The organism is Streptomyces sp. NPDC031445 (genome assembly GCF_055581365.1).
The window spans coordinates 1,406,565-1,424,688 of the sequence record NZ_JBVIJO010000001.1 but is presented as its reverse complement, the minus strand read 5'-3'; the positions used below and the strand labels follow the sequence as shown (position 1 = coordinate 1,424,688).

At 74.8% G+C, this 18,124-nt stretch carries 15 protein-coding genes; 9 read left to right on the top strand and 6 right to left on the bottom strand.

The window, feature by feature from the left end; all coding sequences use genetic code 11:
- The first annotated feature begins 1 nt into the window (after position 1).
- Positions 2-2,818, top strand: a complete 2,817-nt coding sequence (locus ACZ5DC_RS06100) for an NHLP bacteriocin export ABC transporter permease/ATPase subunit (protein WP_468649819.1) — start codon at positions 2-4, stop codon at positions 2,816-2,818.
- Here the strand turns inward: ACZ5DC_RS06100 and ACZ5DC_RS06095 are convergent.
- The gene (locus tag ACZ5DC_RS06095; RefSeq protein ID WP_468649817.1) at positions 2,815-3,642 is read right to left on the bottom strand and encodes a ribonuclease BN; all 828 of its coding nucleotides are present in this window, start codon (positions 3,640-3,642) and stop codon (positions 2,815-2,817) included. The genes ACZ5DC_RS06100 and ACZ5DC_RS06095 overlap by 4 nt on opposite strands.
- 190 nt (positions 3,643-3,832) lie before the next feature.
- Between ACZ5DC_RS06095 and ACZ5DC_RS06090 the strand changes: the two genes are divergently transcribed.
- Positions 3,833-4,951, top strand: a complete 1,119-nt coding sequence (locus ACZ5DC_RS06090) for an MGDG synthase family glycosyltransferase (RefSeq protein WP_468649815.1) — start codon at positions 3,833-3,835, stop codon at positions 4,949-4,951.
- Positions 4,952-5,071: 120 nt separating this feature from the next.
- Here the strand turns inward: ACZ5DC_RS06090 and ACZ5DC_RS06085 are convergent, their stop codons facing one another.
- Genes ACZ5DC_RS06085 through ACZ5DC_RS06075 form a run of 3 tightly spaced genes read right to left on the bottom strand, consistent with a single transcriptional unit; the run spans position 5,072 to position 7,637 of the window.
- Positions 5,072-5,857: a polysaccharide deacetylase family protein gene (locus tag ACZ5DC_RS06085; protein ID WP_468649813.1), complete on the bottom strand. Its 786-nt coding sequence runs from the start codon at positions 5,855-5,857 to the stop codon at positions 5,072-5,074.
- 7 nt (positions 5,858-5,864) lie between these two features.
- Complete coding sequence (locus ACZ5DC_RS06080) at positions 5,865-6,791, bottom strand: DMT family transporter (protein WP_468649811.1); 927 nt, start codon at positions 6,789-6,791, stop codon at positions 5,865-5,867.
- A 6-nt stretch (positions 6,792-6,797) separates the two neighbouring features.
- A complete protein-coding gene (locus tag ACZ5DC_RS06075) occupies positions 6,798-7,637 on the bottom strand; it encodes an SDR family NAD(P)-dependent oxidoreductase (RefSeq protein WP_468649809.1) in 840 nt (279 codons plus the stop codon).
- Positions 7,638-7,894: 257 nt separating this feature from the next.
- Between ACZ5DC_RS06075 and ACZ5DC_RS06070 the strand changes: the two genes are divergently transcribed.
- The 5 genes from ACZ5DC_RS06070 to ACZ5DC_RS06050 all read left to right on the top strand — a co-directional run bounded on the left by ACZ5DC_RS06070 (position 7,895) and on the right by ACZ5DC_RS06050 (position 11,848).
- Complete coding sequence (locus ACZ5DC_RS06070; RefSeq protein ID WP_468649807.1) at positions 7,895-9,400, top strand: MFS transporter; 1,506 nt, start codon at positions 7,895-7,897, stop codon at positions 9,398-9,400.
- Between the two features lie 136 nt (positions 9,401-9,536).
- Positions 9,537-9,713 (top strand): hypothetical protein, encoded by a 177-nt coding sequence (locus tag ACZ5DC_RS06065; RefSeq protein WP_468649805.1) that lies wholly within the window; start codon positions 9,537-9,539, stop codon positions 9,711-9,713.
- Positions 9,714-9,825: 112 nt separating this feature from the next.
- Positions 9,826-10,887, top strand: a complete 1,062-nt coding sequence (locus ACZ5DC_RS06060) for an iron-containing redox enzyme family protein (RefSeq protein WP_468649803.1) — start codon at positions 9,826-9,828, stop codon at positions 10,885-10,887.
- A 30-nt stretch (positions 10,888-10,917) separates the two neighbouring features.
- Positions 10,918-11,562, top strand: coding sequence for a HemK2/MTQ2 family protein methyltransferase (locus ACZ5DC_RS06055; protein ID WP_468649955.1), 645 nt, complete (start codon positions 10,918-10,920; stop codon positions 11,560-11,562).
- A gap of 100 nt (positions 11,563-11,662) precedes the next feature.
- A complete protein-coding gene (locus ACZ5DC_RS06050) occupies positions 11,663-11,848 on the top strand; it encodes a CDGSH iron-sulfur domain-containing protein (protein ID WP_468649953.1) in 186 nt (61 codons plus the stop codon).
- A 209-nt stretch (positions 11,849-12,057) separates the two neighbouring features.
- On the opposite strand, the gene ACZ5DC_RS06045 is transcribed toward ACZ5DC_RS06050, so the two are convergent.
- The gene (locus ACZ5DC_RS06045) at positions 12,058-12,492 is read right to left on the bottom strand and encodes a subtilase-type protease inhibitor (protein WP_468649801.1); all 435 of its coding nucleotides are present in this window, start codon (positions 12,490-12,492) and stop codon (positions 12,058-12,060) included.
- Positions 12,493-12,945: 453 nt separating this feature from the next.
- Here ACZ5DC_RS06045 and ACZ5DC_RS06040 point away from each other — a divergent pair, with 453 nt between their 5' ends.
- Complete coding sequence (locus tag ACZ5DC_RS06040) at positions 12,946-14,547, top strand: purine-cytosine permease family protein (RefSeq protein ID WP_468649799.1); 1,602 nt, start codon at positions 12,946-12,948, stop codon at positions 14,545-14,547.
- An 82-nt stretch (positions 14,548-14,629) separates the two neighbouring features.
- Entirely contained in the window at positions 14,630-15,808 is a 1,179-nt protein-coding gene (locus ACZ5DC_RS06035) for a lactate 2-monooxygenase (RefSeq protein WP_468649797.1), read from the top strand.
- Positions 15,809-16,276: 468 nt separating this feature from the next.
- Here ACZ5DC_RS06035 and ACZ5DC_RS06030 read toward each other — a convergent pair whose 3' ends face one another.
- Positions 16,277-17,821, bottom strand: a complete 1,545-nt coding sequence (locus ACZ5DC_RS06030) for an RICIN domain-containing protein (RefSeq protein ID WP_468649795.1) — start codon at positions 17,819-17,821, stop codon at positions 16,277-16,279.
- Positions 17,822-18,124 lie beyond the last annotated feature (303 nt).

Here is an 18,124-nt window from a genome sequence, read left to right as displayed (position 1 = left end):
GATGACCTCCGTACACGAAGGCGACCTCGTCCTGGGCGCGCTCGGCTCGCTCGGCACGCGGCTCGACTGCGCCGGCATGGGCCGCCTGGACCTGGAGGGTCCGCAGGTGCTGTGGCTGGTCGCGGCCGGCGCCCTGGACCTGTACGCGGTGGACGCCGCCCAGCAGGGCCACTGGCACCACCTCGGCCGGCTGGAGGCGGGCACGCTGCTGCTCGGCCCGGTCGCCGGCCCCCAGCACACCCTGGTGGCCCGGCCGGTCCGGGACTGCGTGGTGCACCGCGTCAACCTGCGCGAGCTGTACCAGCCGGCGCAGACCCAGACCTGGTCGTACGACGAGTACGGCAACCCGCAGTACGTGCCGCCGACGTCGAGCCCGCTGGAGTACGCGCTCGCCCTCGGTGTCGGCCGCGGTCTGTCCGTCCTCTTCCAGGCCCCGCTGGCCGAGGAGCGGGCGGCGGCCCCCGCGGACGACGACGTGTTCTGGATGCAGGTTCCGCCGGGCAGCGTGCAGTACGGCTCGCTGTACGGCGCGGAGGCCGCCGCCGATCTGCTGGTGGACCCGGCGCTGTGGCAGAGCATGGTGGACCAGCAGTACCGGCTGCTGACCGCGCTCGACCGGTGGATCGAGCAGCTGGAGCGCACCCACGAGACGCGGACGGCCGCCGGGATCAAGGCCGGTGAGGCCGTGCGCGCGCAGGCCGACCGGACCCTGCTGGCCTCCATCGGCAAGCGCTCCTCGCGCCGTACCACCGCCGCCGACGCCGACGCCACCTACGCGGTCTGCAAGCTGGTCGCCGGGGCGGCCGGCATCCGGCTGGCCGAGCCCGCGCAGAGCGGCACGGAAAGCGACCGGCTGGACCCGGTGGAGCGGGTGGCGCTGGCCTCCCGGGTCCGCACGCGGGCCGTGCGGCTGGAGGGGCGCTGGTGGCGGGAGAACGTGGGCCCGCTCGTCGGCCACCGGGCGCTGTCCGGGGCACCGGTCGCGCTGCTGTGGCGGCGCGGCGGCTACGTCGCCGTCCACCCCGGCACGGGGCGCGAGACCCCGGTCGAGAAGGCGAACGCGGAGGAGTTCGAGCCGCGCGCGGTGATGTTCTACCGGCCGCTGCCCGACAAGCGGCTCGGGCCGCTCGGGCTGCTGCGGTTCAGCCTGCGCGGCACCCGCGCCGACCTGCTGAACCTGCTGCTCGCGGGGCTGGTGACGGTGGCGATCGGCGCGCTGGTGCCGATCGCCACCGGCAAGGTGCTCGGCGAGTACGTGCCGAGGGCGCGGGAGGACCTGATCGTCCAGGTGTGCCTGGCGGTCATGGTGAGCGGGGTGGTCGCGGCGGCGTTCACGCTGCTGGAGAACCTGTCCATCCTGCGCCTCGAGGGCCGGATCGAGGCGGCGCTGCAGCCCGCCGTCTGGGACCGGCTGCTGCGGCTGCCCACCCGCTTCTTCACCCAGCGCTCCACGGGTGAGCTGGCCAGCGCCGCGATGGGCATCAGCACGATCCGCCGGCTGCTGGCGGGCGTCGGACCGGTCGTCGCCCAGTCGGTGACCGTCGGCACGATGAACCTCGCCCTGCTCTTCTGGTACAGCCCGGCGATGGCGACGGCCGCGATCGGGATGCTCGTCGTCATCGCGGCGGTGTTCGGCGGGCTCGGGCTGTGGCAGGTGCGCTGGCAGCGGCGCTTGGTGGTGCTCGGCAACAAGCTGAACAACCAGGCGTTCCAGACCCTGCGCGGGCTGCCGAAGCTGCGGGTGGCGGCGGCCGAGAACTACGCCTACGCGGCCTGGGCGCGCCAGTTCGCGCACAGCCGGGAGCTCCAGCAGAAGGCCGGCCGGATCAAGAACCTCACCACGGTCCTCGGCGCGGTCTACCTGCCGGTGTGCACCCTGCTGATGTTCATGCTGCTGGCGGGCCCGGCCAGGGGGGCGATGTCGGCGGCGGACTTCCTCGCCTTCAGCACGTCGGTGACCATGGTGCTGACCTCGGTCACCCAGCTGACCGGCGCGTTCGTGTCGGCGGTGGCGGCACTGCCGCTGTTCGAGGAGATCAAGCCGGTGCTGGAGGCCACGCCCGAGGTGCGTACGGCGAGCACCCGCCCCGGCCCGCTGTCCGGCGCGGTGGAGGCCCGCCGGCTGTCCTTCCGGTACGCCGACGACGGCCCGCTCGTGCTGGACGACGTGTCCTTCGCCGTACGGCCGGGCGAGTTCGTGGCGGTCGTCGGCCCGAGCGGCTGCGGCAAGTCCACGCTGCTGCGCCTGCTCATCGGCTTCGACCGGCCGGTCTCCGGCAGCGTCCTGTACGACGGGCAGGACCTGGCGGCGCTCGACCAGTCCGCGGTGCGCCGCCAGTGCGGGGTCGTCCTCCAGCACGCCCAGCCGTTCACCGGCTCGATCATGGACGTCATCTGCGGCACCGAGCCGTACACGCCGGAGGAGGCGATGGCGGCGGCCGAGCTGGCGGGGCTCGCGGAGGACATCCAGCGGATGCCGATGGGGCTGCACACGATCGTCGCGGGCAGCGGAGCGATCTCCGGCGGCCAGCGGCAGCGCCTGATGATCGCCCAGGCCCTCATCAGGCGCCCGCGCATCCTCTTCTTCGACGAGGCGACCAGCGCCCTGGACAACGACACCCAGCGCGTCGTCATCGACAGCACCCGCAAGCTGAACGCCACCCGGATCGTCATCGCCCACCGGTTGTCGACCGTCATGGACGCCGACCGGGTGATCGTGATGGAGGACGGCAAGGTCGTGCAGCAGGGCACCCCGGCCGAACTGCTCGCGGACACCGGGGGCCGGCTGCACGAACTGGTCCGTCGGCAGCTGGCCTAGGACTCCTCCTCGCCGTCCGGCGGAGCCGGCTCGTCGTGGTGGTGGGACGGCACCCAGTGGTGCTCGGTGAACCAGCGGCCGAACAGGGCACCGCCGTAGATGACGAAGCCGACGCCGATGAGCCAGGACTCGACGACGAGCACGGTGCCGACGGCGCCGTAGCTCAGGGCGTTGGTGACGATGAGCGGGGTGAAGACGAGGTAGGAGAAGGCGCGCAGGCCGGCCAGGCCGACGACCGTGGCCAGCGCGCCGGGCAGCAGTGAGCGCCAGTGGATCTGCCCGCCGAGCAGGAAGCGCTGCCCCCACCAGAAGAACAGCACGCCGCTCAGCGCGGAGAACGCGATCCGCTGCGTCCCGTACAGCGTCGACTTCGTCGCGACCTCCTGGTAGAGGTACGCCGTCAGCACCACCAGCCAGGTCGCCTGCCGCCACACCCGGTGCCAGGGCCCGGAGGCCAGTCCCCAGATCCGCTCGTAGGCGTTCTGCACGCTGCCGCCGAAGGAGATGCCGAACACGGCGAGCAGGACGCCGCTCCACACGCTGGTGGTGCCGATGACCTTGCGCGGGGGGCTGATGACGTCGGTGATGACGTGGGCGGACCGGCCGGACAGGCCCATGCCGTCGGTGAGCCAGGAGGCGAAGCCGCCCCGAACCAGCGGATCGGCCGCGGCGACCACGATCAGCAGCGGGGCCAGCGTGACCAGCGCCAGGGTGGCGAAGCCCATGGCCCGGTGCATCAGCTCCAGTTCCCGGCCGTGCTCGATCAGGGCCTGGACCCGCAGCCACCGCCACGCGCGGTGCAGGCCGCGCCGCAACCGCCTCACGGCTCCTCCCGCCGCTCGCCGCCCACCACACGCTCTCCCGTGCCGATTCATCCAGCCTGGCACGCGCCGCGCGACTCGCAGCCGGGGGGCGGGCCCCGGCCCGGCGCGCTGCTGCGCACGGGTGAGCGTCCGGCCGGCGACACGGCCGGCGGTGCGGTTTGCGCGGCACGGCGGCGGAGAATCGGACTCCGTGCCCACCACCGAGGACGCGCCGGACGGCCGGCGGCGCATGCTGATCCTGAGCGCGAGCATGGGAGCCGGTCACGACACCGTGGCCGCCGAGCTGGCGCGGCGGGCGGCCGGCCGGGGCCACGAGGCCCGGGTGGCCGACGTGCTGGCGCTGCTGCCGTACGGCCTGGGCACGGGGCTGCGCCGCGGCTACCAGGCGTCGGTACGGCACCTGCCCTGGCTGTACGGCGGGGTCTACGGCGCGTTCCTGCGCGGCGGCCCCGGCCGGCGGCCCAGCGGGGTGCCGCTCGCCCGGCTGGCCGGGGACCGGCTGACGGAACTGGTGGACCGGACGGGCGCCGACGTGGTGGTGTCCGTCTTCCACCTGGCCGCGCAGCTGACCGGGCATCTGCGGGAGCGGGGCGGGCTGCGGGTGCCGAGCGCCGTGTTCCTGCTGGACTTCGCGGTGCACCGGCAGTGGCTGCATCCGGGCAACGACCGGTATCTGTGCCTCACGGACGCGGCGGCGGCGGACGTACGCCGGCATCTGACCGTGTCCGTGGTCACGACCGGCCCGGTGGTCGCGCCCGCCTTCCGCGCGCCGGCCGCCGGGGAGGCCCGCTGGCGGGAGCGGTTCGCCCGGCGGGCGCCCGGCCGGCCCCCGGTGCTGCTGTCCGCCGGCGCCTGGGGCGCGGCGTCCCGCCCGGCCGCGACCGCCCGGCTGCTGGCGGCGGCCGGCTATCTGCCGGTGGTGCTGTGCGGCCGCAACGAGCGGCTGCGCGCCCGGGTCTCCCGGGAGCCGGCGGCGCTGGTCCTGGGCTGGGTCGACGACATGCCGGGTCTGCTGGGCGCGTGCTACGCCCTGGTGGACAACGCGGCCGGCCAGACCGCCGTCCAGGCCCTCGCCGCGGGCCTGCCCGTGATCGCCCACCGTCCGCTCCCCGGCCACGGCACGGACGGCGTGCGCCGCATGACCGAGCTGGGCCTGTCCGAACCGGCCCCGGACGCCCCCGCGCTGCTGGCGGCTCTCGGGCGGCTCGGGGAGCACACCCGGGAACGCACGGACCGGGTGGCCCGTGGGCGCGCCCTGTTCCGGACGGACGCGCTGGACCGCGTGACGGACCTGGCGACGGGTACGTGAGCGCGATCGGCACGCACACCGCGGGCTGGAGCCGCACCCCGGCCCGTGCTCGCCGGGCATCCCCGCGGTCGGCTCACCGGAACGGCCGAACCGTTCTCCCGGCCGTCCCGGAAGCTTCCGTCACTCCCCCACCAGCCCGGCCGGCACCGGCGCCCCGCCGTGGACCGGGACCGGAACCGTCCCGTGGTCGCGCAGGGGTCCCACCGTCCACCCCGCCTCCCGGCAGTCCCGGACGACCGGCGGCAGCGCGGCCAGGGTCGCCCGCCAGCAGCCGGGGGCCGCGTGGCGGTCGGAGTCGTGGAGCAGGACGGTGCCGCCGCCGCGCAGGTCCGCGGCGACCCGGGCCCGTACGGACGCGGCTGTCGCGTCGGCGGTCCAGTCCCTGCCCCAGGCCGACCACAGCACCGTGCGCAGTCCGGCCCGCCGGGCGGCCAGCCAGCGGCTCGTGGTGAGGATGCCGTACGGCGGGCGGTACCACCGGGGGCGGTGTCCGGTGAGGCCGTGCACCGCACGGACGGTCCGGGCGACCTCCTCGGCGTCCCGGGCGAACGCCGGCCACCAGGGCCGGTCGTGGGTCCAGCCGTGCACGCCGAGCTCGTGCCCGCGCCGTACCGTCTCGCGGACCAGCGCGGGATGGCGGACCGCCTGCTCGCCGAGGACGAAGAACGTGGCCCGCACCCCGAGCTCGTCGAGCGCTTCGAGGAAGCGCGGGGTCGACGCCGGGTCGGGTCCGTCGTCGAAGGTGAGCGCGATGTGCCTGCCGGGACCGGTACCGGCGAGCCCGGGGAAGAGCGGCAGCCGTACGCCCGGGAGCCAGGTGGCCGCCGGGCCGATGTGGGCCGCGGCGACCGCGGCGGGCAGCAGCACGGCGGCCGTGCGTACGGAGCGGCCGGACACGAGGGACATGGGTGACCTACCTCCTGGGGGTGCGCGGGAGAGCGGTGGTGGAGCCGGGGGACTCCTCCGGGTCCGTGGCGTCCCACTCCCCGCCGACGGACGGCGAGTGGACCAGGCCGATGCTGCCCGCGCCGATGAGGGCGACGCCGATCGCCTCCGGCAGCAGGCTGAGGCCCAGGTGGATCGTCTCGCCGAACAACACCCAGCCGAGCACGACGCTGGTGAGCGCGTCGCCGAGGGTGAGGGCGGGCTGGGAGGCCGTCAGCGAGCCGGCGCCGAGCGCGCCCTGGAGCAGCAGGAACGCGACGAGTCCGGCGGCGCCCGTCGCGTACAGCGACCAGTGTCCGAACATCTGCGCGGGTCCCTGCCCGAGCCGCCCCACGGCCTCCTTCAGCAGCGCCGCGGTCGTGGCGAAGGACACGGCGGAGGCGAGGCCGAGCAGCGCGGCCCGGGACGCGCCCCGGGCCGGGCGCGCGACCGCGACCAGCAGGACGACGACGCCGAGCGCCCCGCCGCCGCCCAGCAGCCAGTCCCCCGGCCGCGCGGTGGGCCGGCCGGCGGAGGGCGCCGCCGCCAGCAGGAACAGGGCAAGTCCGCCGGCGAGGGCGACGAACGCGAGCCAGGTGCGGGCCTGCGGGCGGCGCCGGAAGACGACGCTCCCCACGGCCAGCGTGAACAGCAGTTCGGCGGCGAGCAGGGGCTGGACCAGGGACAGGCTGCCCACGGCCAGCGCCCCGGCCTGCAACAGGCTGGACAGCCCCAGCAGCCCGGCGCCCGCCAGCCAGGAGGGTCTGCGCAGCAGATGGGCGAACCGGCGGACCACGGACTCGGTCCCGCCCTCCTGGTCCGGCTGCTCCTGCACGGCGGCCCGGCGTTGCAGCACCGACGCGGACGCGTTGGACAGGGCCGCGAGCAGGGCGAGCAGGACGGTCAGCGCCATCATGACCGCTCACCCGAAGCGGGCGGCGAGCCGCCGGTAGACCCCGGGCGCGGCCCCACGCACCCGCGCGGGCAGCCGCAGCCACCCGGGGACGTACACCTCGTCCCGGCCGTGCAGGACGGCGGCGCAGACCGCGTCGGCCACGCGTTCGGCGGACACGGGCCTCGGCCAGGACCGCGCGTACGGGGTGCCCCGCCGGTCGAAGAAGGGGGTGGCGACCACGCCGGGGATGACGTGGCTGACGCCCACCCCGGTGCCGCGGAGCTCGTAGCGCAGGCAGTCCGCGAAGGTGGCCAGCGCGGCCTTCGCGGCGGAGTAGACGGCCTCGCCGCGCACGCCCACGCTGCCGGCGAGCGATCCGATCAGCACGACGCGTCCGGATCCGGCGGCGACCATGTGCGGCAGGACGGTCCGCACCAGGTGCACGGTGGCCAGCAGGTCGACCCCCACGATCTCGTCGATCCGCGCGGCCGGCATGCCGGCGAAGTCCCCGGCCCAGCCGACGCCGGCGCCCGCGACGAGCAGGTCCAGCCGTCCGAGGCGGTCCAGCGCGAGGCCGGCGAGCCGGCGGTCGGCGCCGGGCCGGGTCAGGTCGGCGGGCAGTGCGACCGCACCGGCCTGTGCGGCCACCTGCTCCAGTCGGGTGACGTCGCGTCCGTTCAGGGCCAGCCGCCAGCCGCCCTCGGCGGCCAGCCGGCGGGCCACGGCCGCGCCGATGCCCGAGGAGGCGCCCGTCACCAGGGCGGCACCGCCCCGGCCGGGGCGCGGGGCGGTCCTGGCCCTTCCGGCCGGGGCCCGGAGCGGCCGGGTCTCGTTCGACGGTCCTGCGGGGGACGGGGCATGGGACATGGTGACGACCTCACTGCGACGGCATTGCACGGGCTCGCGAACTCCGGGGCCGAACCTTCGCGGTGTATCCAGGGCGCCACACACTGAAACACCGCGCACGGCGAAGTGCGCCGCCATAAAGAAACGTTGCCGTTTCGCTCGGGGTGACTTAGGCTCTCGGTGTACGAAACAGTTTCGTTTACGGGCTGTTCGCCTCGTCGTACCCCTGTGCCGTCCTGCCGTCCCGTACCCGAACGACTTCCCTGGAGTGGTTCCGCATGCCCGAGAAGACCCTGGCCGAGACCTCCCGTGCGGGAGCCGCGGCGCCGGAGCACGCCGAGGCCTCGCCCAAGCGGTGGTGGATCCTCGCGGTCATCGCGACGGCCCAGCTGATGGTGGTGCTCGACGCCACGATCGTGAACATCGCCCTGCCGTCCGCCCAGAGCGACCTGGGCTTCTCCGACGGCAACCGGCAGTGGATCGTCACCGCCTACGCCCTGGCCTTCGCCTCCCTGCTGCTGCTCGGCGGCCGGATCGCCGACATGTTCGGCCGCAAGACCGCCTTCCTCGTCGGCGTCGTCGGCTTCGCCGCGGTCTCCGCGCTCGGCGGCGCCGCGAACGGCTTCACCATGCTGGTCGTCGCCCGCGCCCTCCAGGGCGTCTTCGGCGCGCTGCTCGCGCCCGCCGCGCTCTCGCTGCTCAACACCACGTTCACCGACGCCCGGGAGCGGGCACGCGCGTTCAGCGTCTACGGCGCGATCGCCGGCGCGGGCGGCGCGTTCGGTCTGCTGCTCGGCGGTGTGCTGACCGACGCCCTGGACTGGCGCTGGACGCTGTACGTGAACGTGGCCATCGCGGTCGTCGCCTTCGCGGGCGGCTGGCTGCTGCTGGGCAACCACCGCGACGCGGCGCACGCCAAGCTCGACGTCCCGGGCACGGTCCTCGTCGCCGCCGGTCTGTTCTCCCTGGTCTACGGCTTCTCCAACGCCGAGACCCACGACTGGGACTCGCCGCTTACCTGGGGCTTCCTGATCGCGGGCGGCGTGCTGCTGACGGCCTTCGCCTGGTGGCAGACCCGGACCGCGCACCCGCTGCTGCCGCTGCGCATCCTGCTCGACCGCGACCGCGCGGCCTCGTTCCTCGCGGTGCTGATCGCCGCCGGCGGCATGTTCGGCGTGTTCCTCTTCCTGACCTACTACCTCCAGCTCAACCTCGGCTTCAGCCCCACGAAGACCGGCGTGGCGTTCCTGCCGATGGTCGGCGCGCTGATGGTGACCGCGCAGGTGGGCACCACGGTCCTGCTGCCCCGCACCGGCCCCAAGGTCGTCATCCCGCTGGGCTTCGCGGTCGCCACGGCCGGCATGGCCTGGCTGACCGGCATCGGCCTCGGCTCCCACTACCTCGGCGCGGTGCTCCCGCAGCTCATCGTGATCGGCGTGGGCCTCGGCCTCGTCATGCCGACGGCCATGCAGCTGGCCACCGGCGGGGTCGCGGCCGAGGACGCCGGCGTGGCCTCCGCGACCGTCAACGCCATGCAGCAGGTGGGCGGCTCGATCGGCACGGCCCTGCTGAACACCCTCGCGGCGAGCGCGGCCACCGACTACCTGGCCGGCCGGGACGCCACCAGCAAGCTGGTGCAGGGGCAGGCCACGATCGAGAGCTACACCACCGCCTTCTGGTGGTCGGCGGTCCTCTTCGGCGCCGGCGCGGTCATCGCCTTCCTCTGCTACCGGCGCGGGGTGCCGCGCCAGGACGCGGGCGCCGCACCCGTCGTCCACATGTGACAGCCGTAGCAGTACGGACCCGAGGGGCCGCCGTCAGCAGGGAGACGGCGGCCCCTCGACCCGTCCGGGGGACGCTTGGGACGCCTCGCTCGGGTAACCCGCCAAGGAGATCACCTCGCCGACGGAAGGAGACGGCATGCCTGGCGGGAACGGCCACGACGACCACGAGGACCGGCCGGACACGGCCCTGGAGGAGGTCCTCCGGGAGGTCGAGGACGCCGAGAAGCGCGACGAGGACCCGTCCGCCTCGGGTGAGGCCGGGGACACCGTCACCCCGAGCCCCACGGCGCAGGAGCAGGCGAAGGGCGACTGAGGTCGGCAGGGCGGGGCGCCCACGGGGCGCTCCGCCGGCACCCGGGCCGGGACGGCGGGCCGGAGCGCAGCCGATCACTGGTGCTTTCCCGCGCGGCGGGTACCCGGTCCCCATGAACCACCACGTGCGAGGACCCCTGCTGCCCCCGCCCCGGGGCCCGCTCTCCGCCGCGGTCACCGCGTACCTGCGCGGCACGGGCCCGCTTCCCGATCCCGCGGACGCCGGGGCCGCCGATCCGTACGGCGACGACCTCCAGCTCGCCCTGTACCTCTGCTACGAGCTGCACTACCGCGGCTTCGCCGGTGTCCCGCCCGAGACCGAGTGGGACCCCGGGCTGCTGCGCGTCAGGGCCGCGCTGGAACACCGCTTCGGCGCCGCGCTGCGCGCCGACACCCCGGTCCACGACAGCCTGGACGACGCGCTGGCCGCCCTCCTCGTCGAGCCGGCCGAGGGCACGGGGGTCACCCACTTCCTGTCGGCCGAGGGCGAGCTGTGGCAGCTGCGGGAGTACGCGGCGCTGCGCTCGCTGTACCACCTGAAGGAGGCCGACCCGCACGCCTGGGTGCTGCCGCGGCTGTGGGGCCGGGCCAAGGCGGCGATGGCCGCGGTGGAGTACGACGAGTTCGGCGGCGGCCGGGCCGACCGGGTGCACGCGCGCCTGTTCGCCGACCTGATGACGGACCTGGGCCTGGACACCGCGTACGGCCGTCACCTGGACGCGGCCCCGGCCGAGATGCTGGCCGTCGTCAACCTGATGTCCCTGTTCGGCCTGCACCGCGACCTGCGCGGCGCGCTGGTGGGCCACTTCGCCGAGGTGGAGATCACCTCCTCGCCCGGCTCCCGCCGGCTGGCCGAGGCGATGCGCCGCACCGGCGCCGGGCCGGCCGCGGAGTTCTTCTACGACGAGCACGTGGAGGCGGACGCGGTACACGAGCAGGTCGTCCGGCACGAGGTGATCGGCGGGCTGCTCGACGAGGAACCGGAGCTGGCGCCGGACATCGCCTTCGGGATCGACGCGACCGAGTACCTGGAGGACCGGCTGGCGCGGCGGCTGCTGGACGCCTGGCGCGCGGGACGGTCGTCCCTGCGGACCCCCCTGGACTCCCCCGTGCGCACGGCCCCCGGAGCCCTCGTGGGGACACCCCTGAAACAGGAGGTTTCCCATACATCCTGATTCCGGGGGTACCCGCGCGACGTGATCGCTATGGTGCTTCCGGGTGTGTACGCCCCGCAGGACGATACGGAGCTGCTGGCCGAGGCCCTCCACGAAGAGGCGCCGCCGCCCGGCGCACGGGTGCTGGACGTCGGCACCGGGAGCGGGGCGCTGGCCCTGGAGGCGGCCCGCCGGGGCGCGGCCGTGACCGCGGTCGACGTGTCCCGGCGGGCGGTGTGGACGGCCCGGCTGAACGCGTGGCTGAGGCGGCTGCCGGTGCGCATCCGGCGCGGCAACCTCTTCGCACCGGTGCGCGGCCGGACGTACGACCTCATCCTGGCGAACCCGCCCTACGTTCCGGCGCCCGACGCCGGCCGCGGGCCGCACGGCCGGGCCCGGGCCTGGGACGCCGGGTGCGACGGGCGGCTGCTGCTGGACCGGATCTGCCGGGACGCGCCGGCGCTGCTGCGCCCCGGAGGGGTGCTGCTGATGGTGCACTCGGCGCTGAGCGGTCCCGACCGCACCCTGGAGCTGCTGCGGGCGGCGGGCCTGAAGGCGTCGGTGGTCCGGCGCCGCTGGATCGCCTTCGGCCCGGTGCTGCGGTCCCGGGAGGACTGGCTGCGCCGGCGCGGGCTGCTCGCGCCGGCCGAGGACAGGGAAGAGCTGGTGGTCATCCGTGCCGAACGACCCTGCTGACGCCGCGGACGCCAAGGACGCCGTGGAGTCCCTGGACTCCGTTGCGGGCTCCGCCGGCTCCCCGGCGGACGCCGCCCCTGCCGGTCCGGCGGCCAGGGCCTTGGCCGACCGGGCACGGCGGATCACCATGCAGCGGCGCGGGCCCCTCCTCATAGAAGGGCCCGTGGAGATCGAACTGGAGGACGGGACCACGGTCCGCTCGGACCGCTTCCGCGTCGCTCTGTGTACCTGCCGGCGCAGTCGCCGCTACCCCTGGTGTGACACAAGTCACCGGCGTAAGGCGTGAACAGCTGGTTGAAACGGATTGTTTTTCGCCGCTCCCCGGGCGGTCCCCCACGGACCGGCCCGGGGAGCGGCTGTGTGCCCGGGCCCGGCGGGCGGCCCCACTCCGCCCGCCGGCCCCGGCGCGAGATCGCAGGTTCCCCGCTCCAGGGGGCCGCACTCCCCAGTTGCGGACCTGATCCGGTGGCCACGGGGACCCGTGCGATCCCGGTCCTAGAAGGCGAACACGGCGCCGCCCGCGGTATCCCTCGTGCACGCGTTGCCGAAGGTGCGCTCGTAGGAGACGCGCTTGCCCTGCCACACGCCCTGGACGGTGACGACGACGGGGTCGTAGACCTTCGTGCACATCACGTCGCCGGCCGGCTTCAGGGCCTCCGGTTCGCCGCCGGCGAGGCGCAGTTCGGCGCAGGCCTGGGCGGCGGCCGGGTGGGTGCCGGAGGCGGTGGGGGCGCAGGTGAGGGTGACGGCGCGCTCCGGAGTGGCCGTGGCCGCGTCGGTGCCGTGGCCGGTGGTGAGCACCAGGGCCGAGGGGGCGTAGAGCGACGACGGGGCGGCGCCCGGTGCAGCGACGGCGGCCCCGGTCAGGGGTCCGCAAACGGCGGCGGCCGTGAGGCCGAGGGCCGCTGCCCAGCGCGCGGTGTTCCGCATTGTGTGCATCCTTCCGCTCGAACAGTCGGGTCGCCGGCTCCGGCCCGGTCGGGTGCCGGAGCGGCGAGCGCCACTCTGCCGACTCCGTCGCGGAAACTCACATCGAACCCACGGGTTTCAGTAACCTTTCGTGTTGAATCAGTGGCGGGAAGTCACGGAATTCGAACGTCACGCCCCCGGAACCAGGCGGGTCCCCCGCTGCGGGAGCGGTCCGATGGCCGAAAAGCAGCCCTTCGTTAATCGTCCTGAAACATTCCGGCTCCGACCGCGCCGCGCCCCTTCATGACTCCTCGTGTTCATGAAGTGATCACCAGACGAAGGGGCCTGCGCCGCCCCGCCGATGGGCGATTCATCCATCGGCGGCGCGAAAGGTGGACGAACCGTCCTCTGGATCTCACGGTTCCGCCCGCCGTACCGTCAGCGCACCCCGCCGCCGTCCCCGCTGGAGCGCCCGTGTCCGACCAGCCCGCACCGCCCGCCGCGTCCGCCTCCCCGTCCGGACCCGCCCTCACCGAGGTCGAGGCCCACGGCGTGGAGCGCATCCCCGACGCCGACCGCACCGCGACCCCGCTGGACCTGTTCCGGCTCGCCTTCGGCGGCGCCAACACCTTCTCCACCTGCGTCCTCGGCGCCTTCCCCATCCTGTTCGGGCTCTCCTTCTGGCAGGGCCTCGCGGCCACCGTGCTCGGTGTCCTCGCGGGCGCGCTGATCCTGTGCCCGATGGCGGTGTTCGGCCCGGTCAACGGCACCAACAACGCCGTGTCGTCCTCGGCGCACCTCGGTGTGCACGGCCGGGTGGTCGGTTCGTTCCTGTCCCTGCTGACGGCCGTCGCGTTCTTCTCGCTGTCGGTGTGGAGCTCCGGCGACGCCCTGGTCGGCGGCGCGCACCGGCTGTTCGGCCTGGAGCGCGGCGACCTGTCGTACGTCGTCGCGTACGCGCTCTTCGCCGGTCTGGTGCTCGCGGTCTGCGTCTACGGCTTCCGGTTCATGCTGTTCGTCAACAAGATCGCGGTGACCTCGGCGAGCGTGCTGTTCCTGCTCGGCGCGGTCGCGTTCGCCGGTGACTTCGACCCGTCGTACGCCGGGGTGTTCACCGCCTCGGCGGACGCGTCGACGCGGTCGATGTTCTGGCCGTCCTTCATCGGCGCGGCGCTGATCGTGCTGTCCAACCCGGTGTCCTTCGGCGCGTTCCTCGGCGACTGGTCGCGCTACATCCCGGCCGCCACCCCGCGCCGCCGGGTGGTCGGGGCCGCGTTCCTGTCCCAGTTCGCGACGCTGCTGCCGTTCGTGTTCGGTCTGGCGACGGCCAGCATCGTGGCGACGAAGGCGCCCCACTACGTCGACCCGGCCGCGCCGGACTTCGTGGGCGGGCTGCTGGCGATCTCACCGAGCTGGTTCTTCCTGCCGGTGTGCCTGCTGGCGCTGATCGGCGGCATGTCCACGGGCACGACCTCGCTGTACGGCACGGGCCTCGACTTCTCCTCGGTGTTCCCGAGGCTGTCGCGGGTCCAGGCGACGCTGCTGGTCGGCGTGTTGTCGATCGCGTTCATCTTCGCCGGCCGGTTCGGCCTGGACCTGGTGCAGTCCATCTCCACCTTCGCCACGATGATCGTCACCTGCACCACGCCCTGGATGGTCGTGATGACGCTGGGGTTCTGGACGCGGCGCGGCTGGTACGACCCGGACGCGCTCCAGGTCTTCAACCGCCGTCAGCGCGGCGGCCGTTACTGGTTCGCGCACGGCTGGAACTGGCGCGGCATGACCGCGTGGTGGGTGTCGGCGCTCATCGGTGTGCTGTTCACGAACATCCCGGGCCAGTTCGTGGGTCCGCTGGGCGATCTGGCGCACGGCGTCGACATCAGCCTGCCGCTGTCGCTGGCCACGGCCGCGGTGCTCTTCCTGGCCCTGCTGTGGCTGTTCCCCGAACCCCGTGCCGCGTACGGCCCCGAGGGCGCGCGGCTGGTCCGTACGGTCGAGGTCCCGGTGCCGCCGATCACCGGCCCGGGAGCCGTCGCCGACGCCCCGGCGCCCGTGCCGGCGGGCGGGGCCGGCTGACGTGGTCCCGCGGCGCTCCGTCCGACGTACCGGTCGGTATCGTCGGGGGCGCACGCGGCCGACGACGCGCGGGAGTTGACGGATGGCACAGCACTGGGCGGACTTCCAGTACGAGATCTATCTGAACGGGATGACCGGGGCCGTGCCCCGGCTCCCCACCGACCTGACCCGGCTGGAGGAACTGGCCGAACACCGGCTCGGCCCGGGCCCGGTGGGGTACGTGGCGGGCAGCGCGGGCGACGGCGGCACGGCCCGCGCCAACCGGGCGGCCCTGGCCCGGCGCCGGATCGTGCCGCGCATGCTGCGGGACGTGCACGAACGCGACCTCACCACCGAGGTGCTCGGGCGGACCCTGCCCGCACCGCTCGCCCTCGCTCCCGTCGGCGTGCTGTCGATCATGCACCCGGACGCCGAGACCGCCGCCGCCCGGGCCGCCGCCGCACAGGGCGTGCCCTACGTCCTGTCGTCGGCTTCGAGCACGCCGATGGAGCAGGTCGCGGAGGCGATGGGGGACGCCGAGCGGTGGTTCCAGCTGTACTGGGGCAAGGACCGCGAGGTGACCCGGAGTTTCCTCGCCCGGGCCCGGGCGGCCGGCTTCTCGGTGCTCGTCGTCACGCTGGACACCCCGCTGCTCGCGTGGCGGCCCCGTGATCTCGACCAGGCCTATCTGCCGTTCGTGCACGGCGTGGGCACCGCCAACTACTTCACCGATCCGGCGTTCCGCGCGGGCCTCGCCAAGCCGGTGCACGAGGACCCGAACGCGGCGGTGCTGCACTTCCTCGGTCTGTTCGGGGACACCAGCCACACCTGGCCCGACCTGGCCTTCCTGCGGGAGAACTGGGACGGGCCGATCGTCCTCAAGGGTGTGCTGCACCCGGACGACGCCCGGCTCGCCGCCGACGCCGGGATGGACGGCGTGGTGGTCTCCAACCACGGCGGCCGGCAGGTGGCCGGTTCGGTCGCGGCGGCCGACGCGCTGCCCCGGATCGCGGACGCGGTGGGCGACCGGCTGACGGTGCTGTTCGACAGCGGGGTGCGCACCGGCGACGACGTCTTCAAGGCCCTGGCCCTGGGCGCGCGTGCGGTCCTGCTCGGGCGTCCGTACGTCTACGGCCTGGGCCTGGACGGCCAGGCGGGCGTGGAGCACGTCATCCGCTGCCTGCTCGCGGAGTTCGACCTGACCCTGGCCCTGTCGGGCCACGCACGCCCGGGTACGGTGACGCGGTCGGACCTGGAAACGGACGGCACCGCGGCCTGTTAGGGACGCGGGGCGCATCCGGCGTGCGGCTCAGGCCGGGACACGGACGAGGGTTCCGCCACCGGGGCCCCGACCGGGGCCGCCCATCCGCCGCCGCACGGGCGGCCGGCCGCCATCGAGCCCTGGCCCGTCGGACTTCGGGCCACCGGACCTCGGGCCATGGAACCCTGGCCCACCGAGCCCTGGCCCATCGGCCCTGCCCGCCGGACCGGCCGGGGCCCTGCGGGCCGCCCTGACCGCCAGGGGTGTCGGGGCCGTCGGGCAGCCGCGGGGCGCCGTCCGGCCGCTGGGCCGGAGCGCCCACGGCGCCGCGCACTCCGTCGCCGCGGCGGCCCGCGCATCCCCCCCGAGCACCGCAGCGCCGGAACCGCCCACGCCCCGCCACCGGAACCGCGCACGCCCGCGCCGGTGCCGCCGCCGGTCCGCGACGGACCGGCCGACCGGCGGCCGGCGTGGCGTCCTGCCGCAGCCCTACGATGAGCCGCCGGAGAGCCACCGCTGGCCGGGGGACCCGTCCCGGACCTTGACGACGAGGTCGGCCCCCGCCTGGTCACCGCCGGGTGCGAGCGCGAGCGTCCGGTCCCACCGCGGCAGCAGCTCGCCCTGAGGAGTCAGGTCGTAGCGCACGTCGTCGCCCCGCTCCGCCCCGGCGCCGGCGCAGCGGCCGAGGAGCACCACGCCGGCGTCGGCGTGCGAGTCCAGGCACAGACCGGTGCCGGCATCACTGCGCAGCAGCCCGTCGGTGCCGTACGTCCACCGCTGTGTGGCCGAGCCGGAGCACTCGGCGAGCACCGCACTCGCCCCCTCCTGCGGCGTGCCCTTGACGTCCAGGCACCGGCCGGCGGCGTTGCGCAGCGGACCGGGCCGGCCGGCGGCGGGCAGGCCCGGGGTGCCCGACGGGGCCGACGCGCCGGGGGTGGCGCTGGTGGCGACGGGGGCGGTGCCGTCGTCGCCGTCCGGCCATACGCCGATCGCGAGGACGGTGGCGAGCAGCCCGGCCGAGGCCACACCGACCCCGGTCAGCAGCGTCCTGGACGACCACGCGGTGCCGGGGGCGCGGTACGCGGACACCCCGGCGAGGAACCGGGCCGGCAGCCCTCTTCCGTCCTCCTCGGCACCGCGCCGGGAGCCGCCGCGCCGGCGTCCGCCCGCCCGCCGGGAGCCGCCGCGGGCGGGGCCGGGCCGGCGGCCGGGGCGCGATTCGAGGTAGCGGCGGGCGCCCCAGCCGAGCACGGCCTCGGCGAGCAGCACCCCCAACGCCGCGTCGCTGTGGCCGAGTTGCTCGGCCGCGTGCCGGCAGTAGGGGCAGCCGGCCAGATGCTCCTGGACGTCGGGCAGCAGCGCGCCGCCCCGGCGGATCGGCACGTCGAGCAGGCGGTTGTAGTAACGGCACTCCTTGCCGGGCGCGAGTTCGCGGTGGGCGCGTACCAGGCCCTCGCGGAATTTCTCCCTGGCCTGTTCGAGCGCGGCGGTCGCGTTCCGGAGGTCCACGCCGAGCAGTCCCGCGGGCACGTCCACCGGTTCGGCCTCGACCTCGGCGTGCCACAACAGGGCTTGTTCCAGGCGGGAGAGGCCGTGGAAGGAACGGTCGGACAGGGCGCGGTTCTCGGGTACGAGCGGTTGCGCGGCGCGCATCCCGCGGCCCCCGGCGGGTTTGCCGAGCCCGGGGAGCACGGCGGTGATCCGGTCGGTGCCGGACCAGTTCAGGACCGTGTCACGGACGGCCACCAGCAGGCGGGGCCGCAGCGCGTCGGCGGCTTCGCCGAGCGCCAGCCTGCCGAGGACCTGGTGGAAGGCGGTCGCGGTGACCATGTGGGCGAGGGGTCCGGAGGCGGCCAGGCAGATGACCGCGTACTCCTGGGCCGGCTGCCAGTGCCGGGCCATCAGCAGGGCGGCCGACCGGGATGCCTCCGCGTCGGAGCCGGCCCGCAGCGGGCCGGCGAGGAACTCGTCGGATTCCCCGGGATCGGCGCCGGACGGCGGATAGGGAGGACGAGGAGGGTGGGGGGTGAGCACGGAGCGGATTCCTTCTGGCGCGTGTGCGAGCGGGAAATTCACCGCGTTTGAACCCTTGCACAAGTGCCACAGGGGCAACAAGGCGCATGGAGGACATCGGCCTTATTGAAAGAAAGTCAAAATCGCGAATCCGGCCGGTGGTTGCAGCGAAAGCGGCCGGATTTCCCATGCGCCCCGTGTGAAGCGCGCGCACGCGTCCGCCGGACGCGCACGCTCCCGCGGCGGGCGGCCCGGTGGTGGACTGGGCACCGGTCCACCACGGAAAGGCCCGCTCCCGGCCGGCGGCTCCCGGCGGCTTCCCCC

What these genes read in the sequence shown, in the direction of transcription:
- ACZ5DC_RS06100 (WP_468649819.1), top strand. Translation starts at nt 2, where the DNA reads ATGACCTCCGTACACGAAGGCGACCTCGTCCTGGGCGCGCTCGGCTCG.
- ACZ5DC_RS06085 (WP_468649813.1), bottom strand. Translation starts at nt 5,857, where the DNA reads ATGTCCCTCGTGTCCGGCCGCTCCGTACGCACGGCCGCCGTGCTGCTG.
- ACZ5DC_RS06080 (WP_468649811.1), bottom strand. Translation starts at nt 6,791, where the DNA reads ATGATGGCGCTGACCGTCCTGCTCGCCCTGCTCGCGGCCCTGTCCAAC.
- ACZ5DC_RS06075 (WP_468649809.1), bottom strand. Translation starts at nt 7,637, where the DNA reads ATGTCCCATGCCCCGTCCCCCGCAGGACCGTCGAACGAGACCCGGCCG.
- ACZ5DC_RS06070 (WP_468649807.1), top strand. Translation starts at nt 7,895, where the DNA reads ATGCCCGAGAAGACCCTGGCCGAGACCTCCCGTGCGGGAGCCGCGGCG.
- ACZ5DC_RS06065 (WP_468649805.1), top strand. Translation starts at nt 9,537, where the DNA reads ATGCCTGGCGGGAACGGCCACGACGACCACGAGGACCGGCCGGACACG.
- ACZ5DC_RS06060 (WP_468649803.1), top strand. Translation starts at nt 9,826, where the DNA reads ATGAACCACCACGTGCGAGGACCCCTGCTGCCCCCGCCCCGGGGCCCG.
- ACZ5DC_RS06055 (WP_468649955.1), top strand. Translation starts at nt 10,918, where the DNA reads ATGGTGCTTCCGGGTGTGTACGCCCCGCAGGACGATACGGAGCTGCTG.
- ACZ5DC_RS06045 (WP_468649801.1), bottom strand. Translation starts at nt 12,492, where the DNA reads ATGCGGAACACCGCGCGCTGGGCAGCGGCCCTCGGCCTCACGGCCGCC.
- ACZ5DC_RS06035 (WP_468649797.1), top strand. Translation starts at nt 14,630, where the DNA reads ATGGCACAGCACTGGGCGGACTTCCAGTACGAGATCTATCTGAACGGG.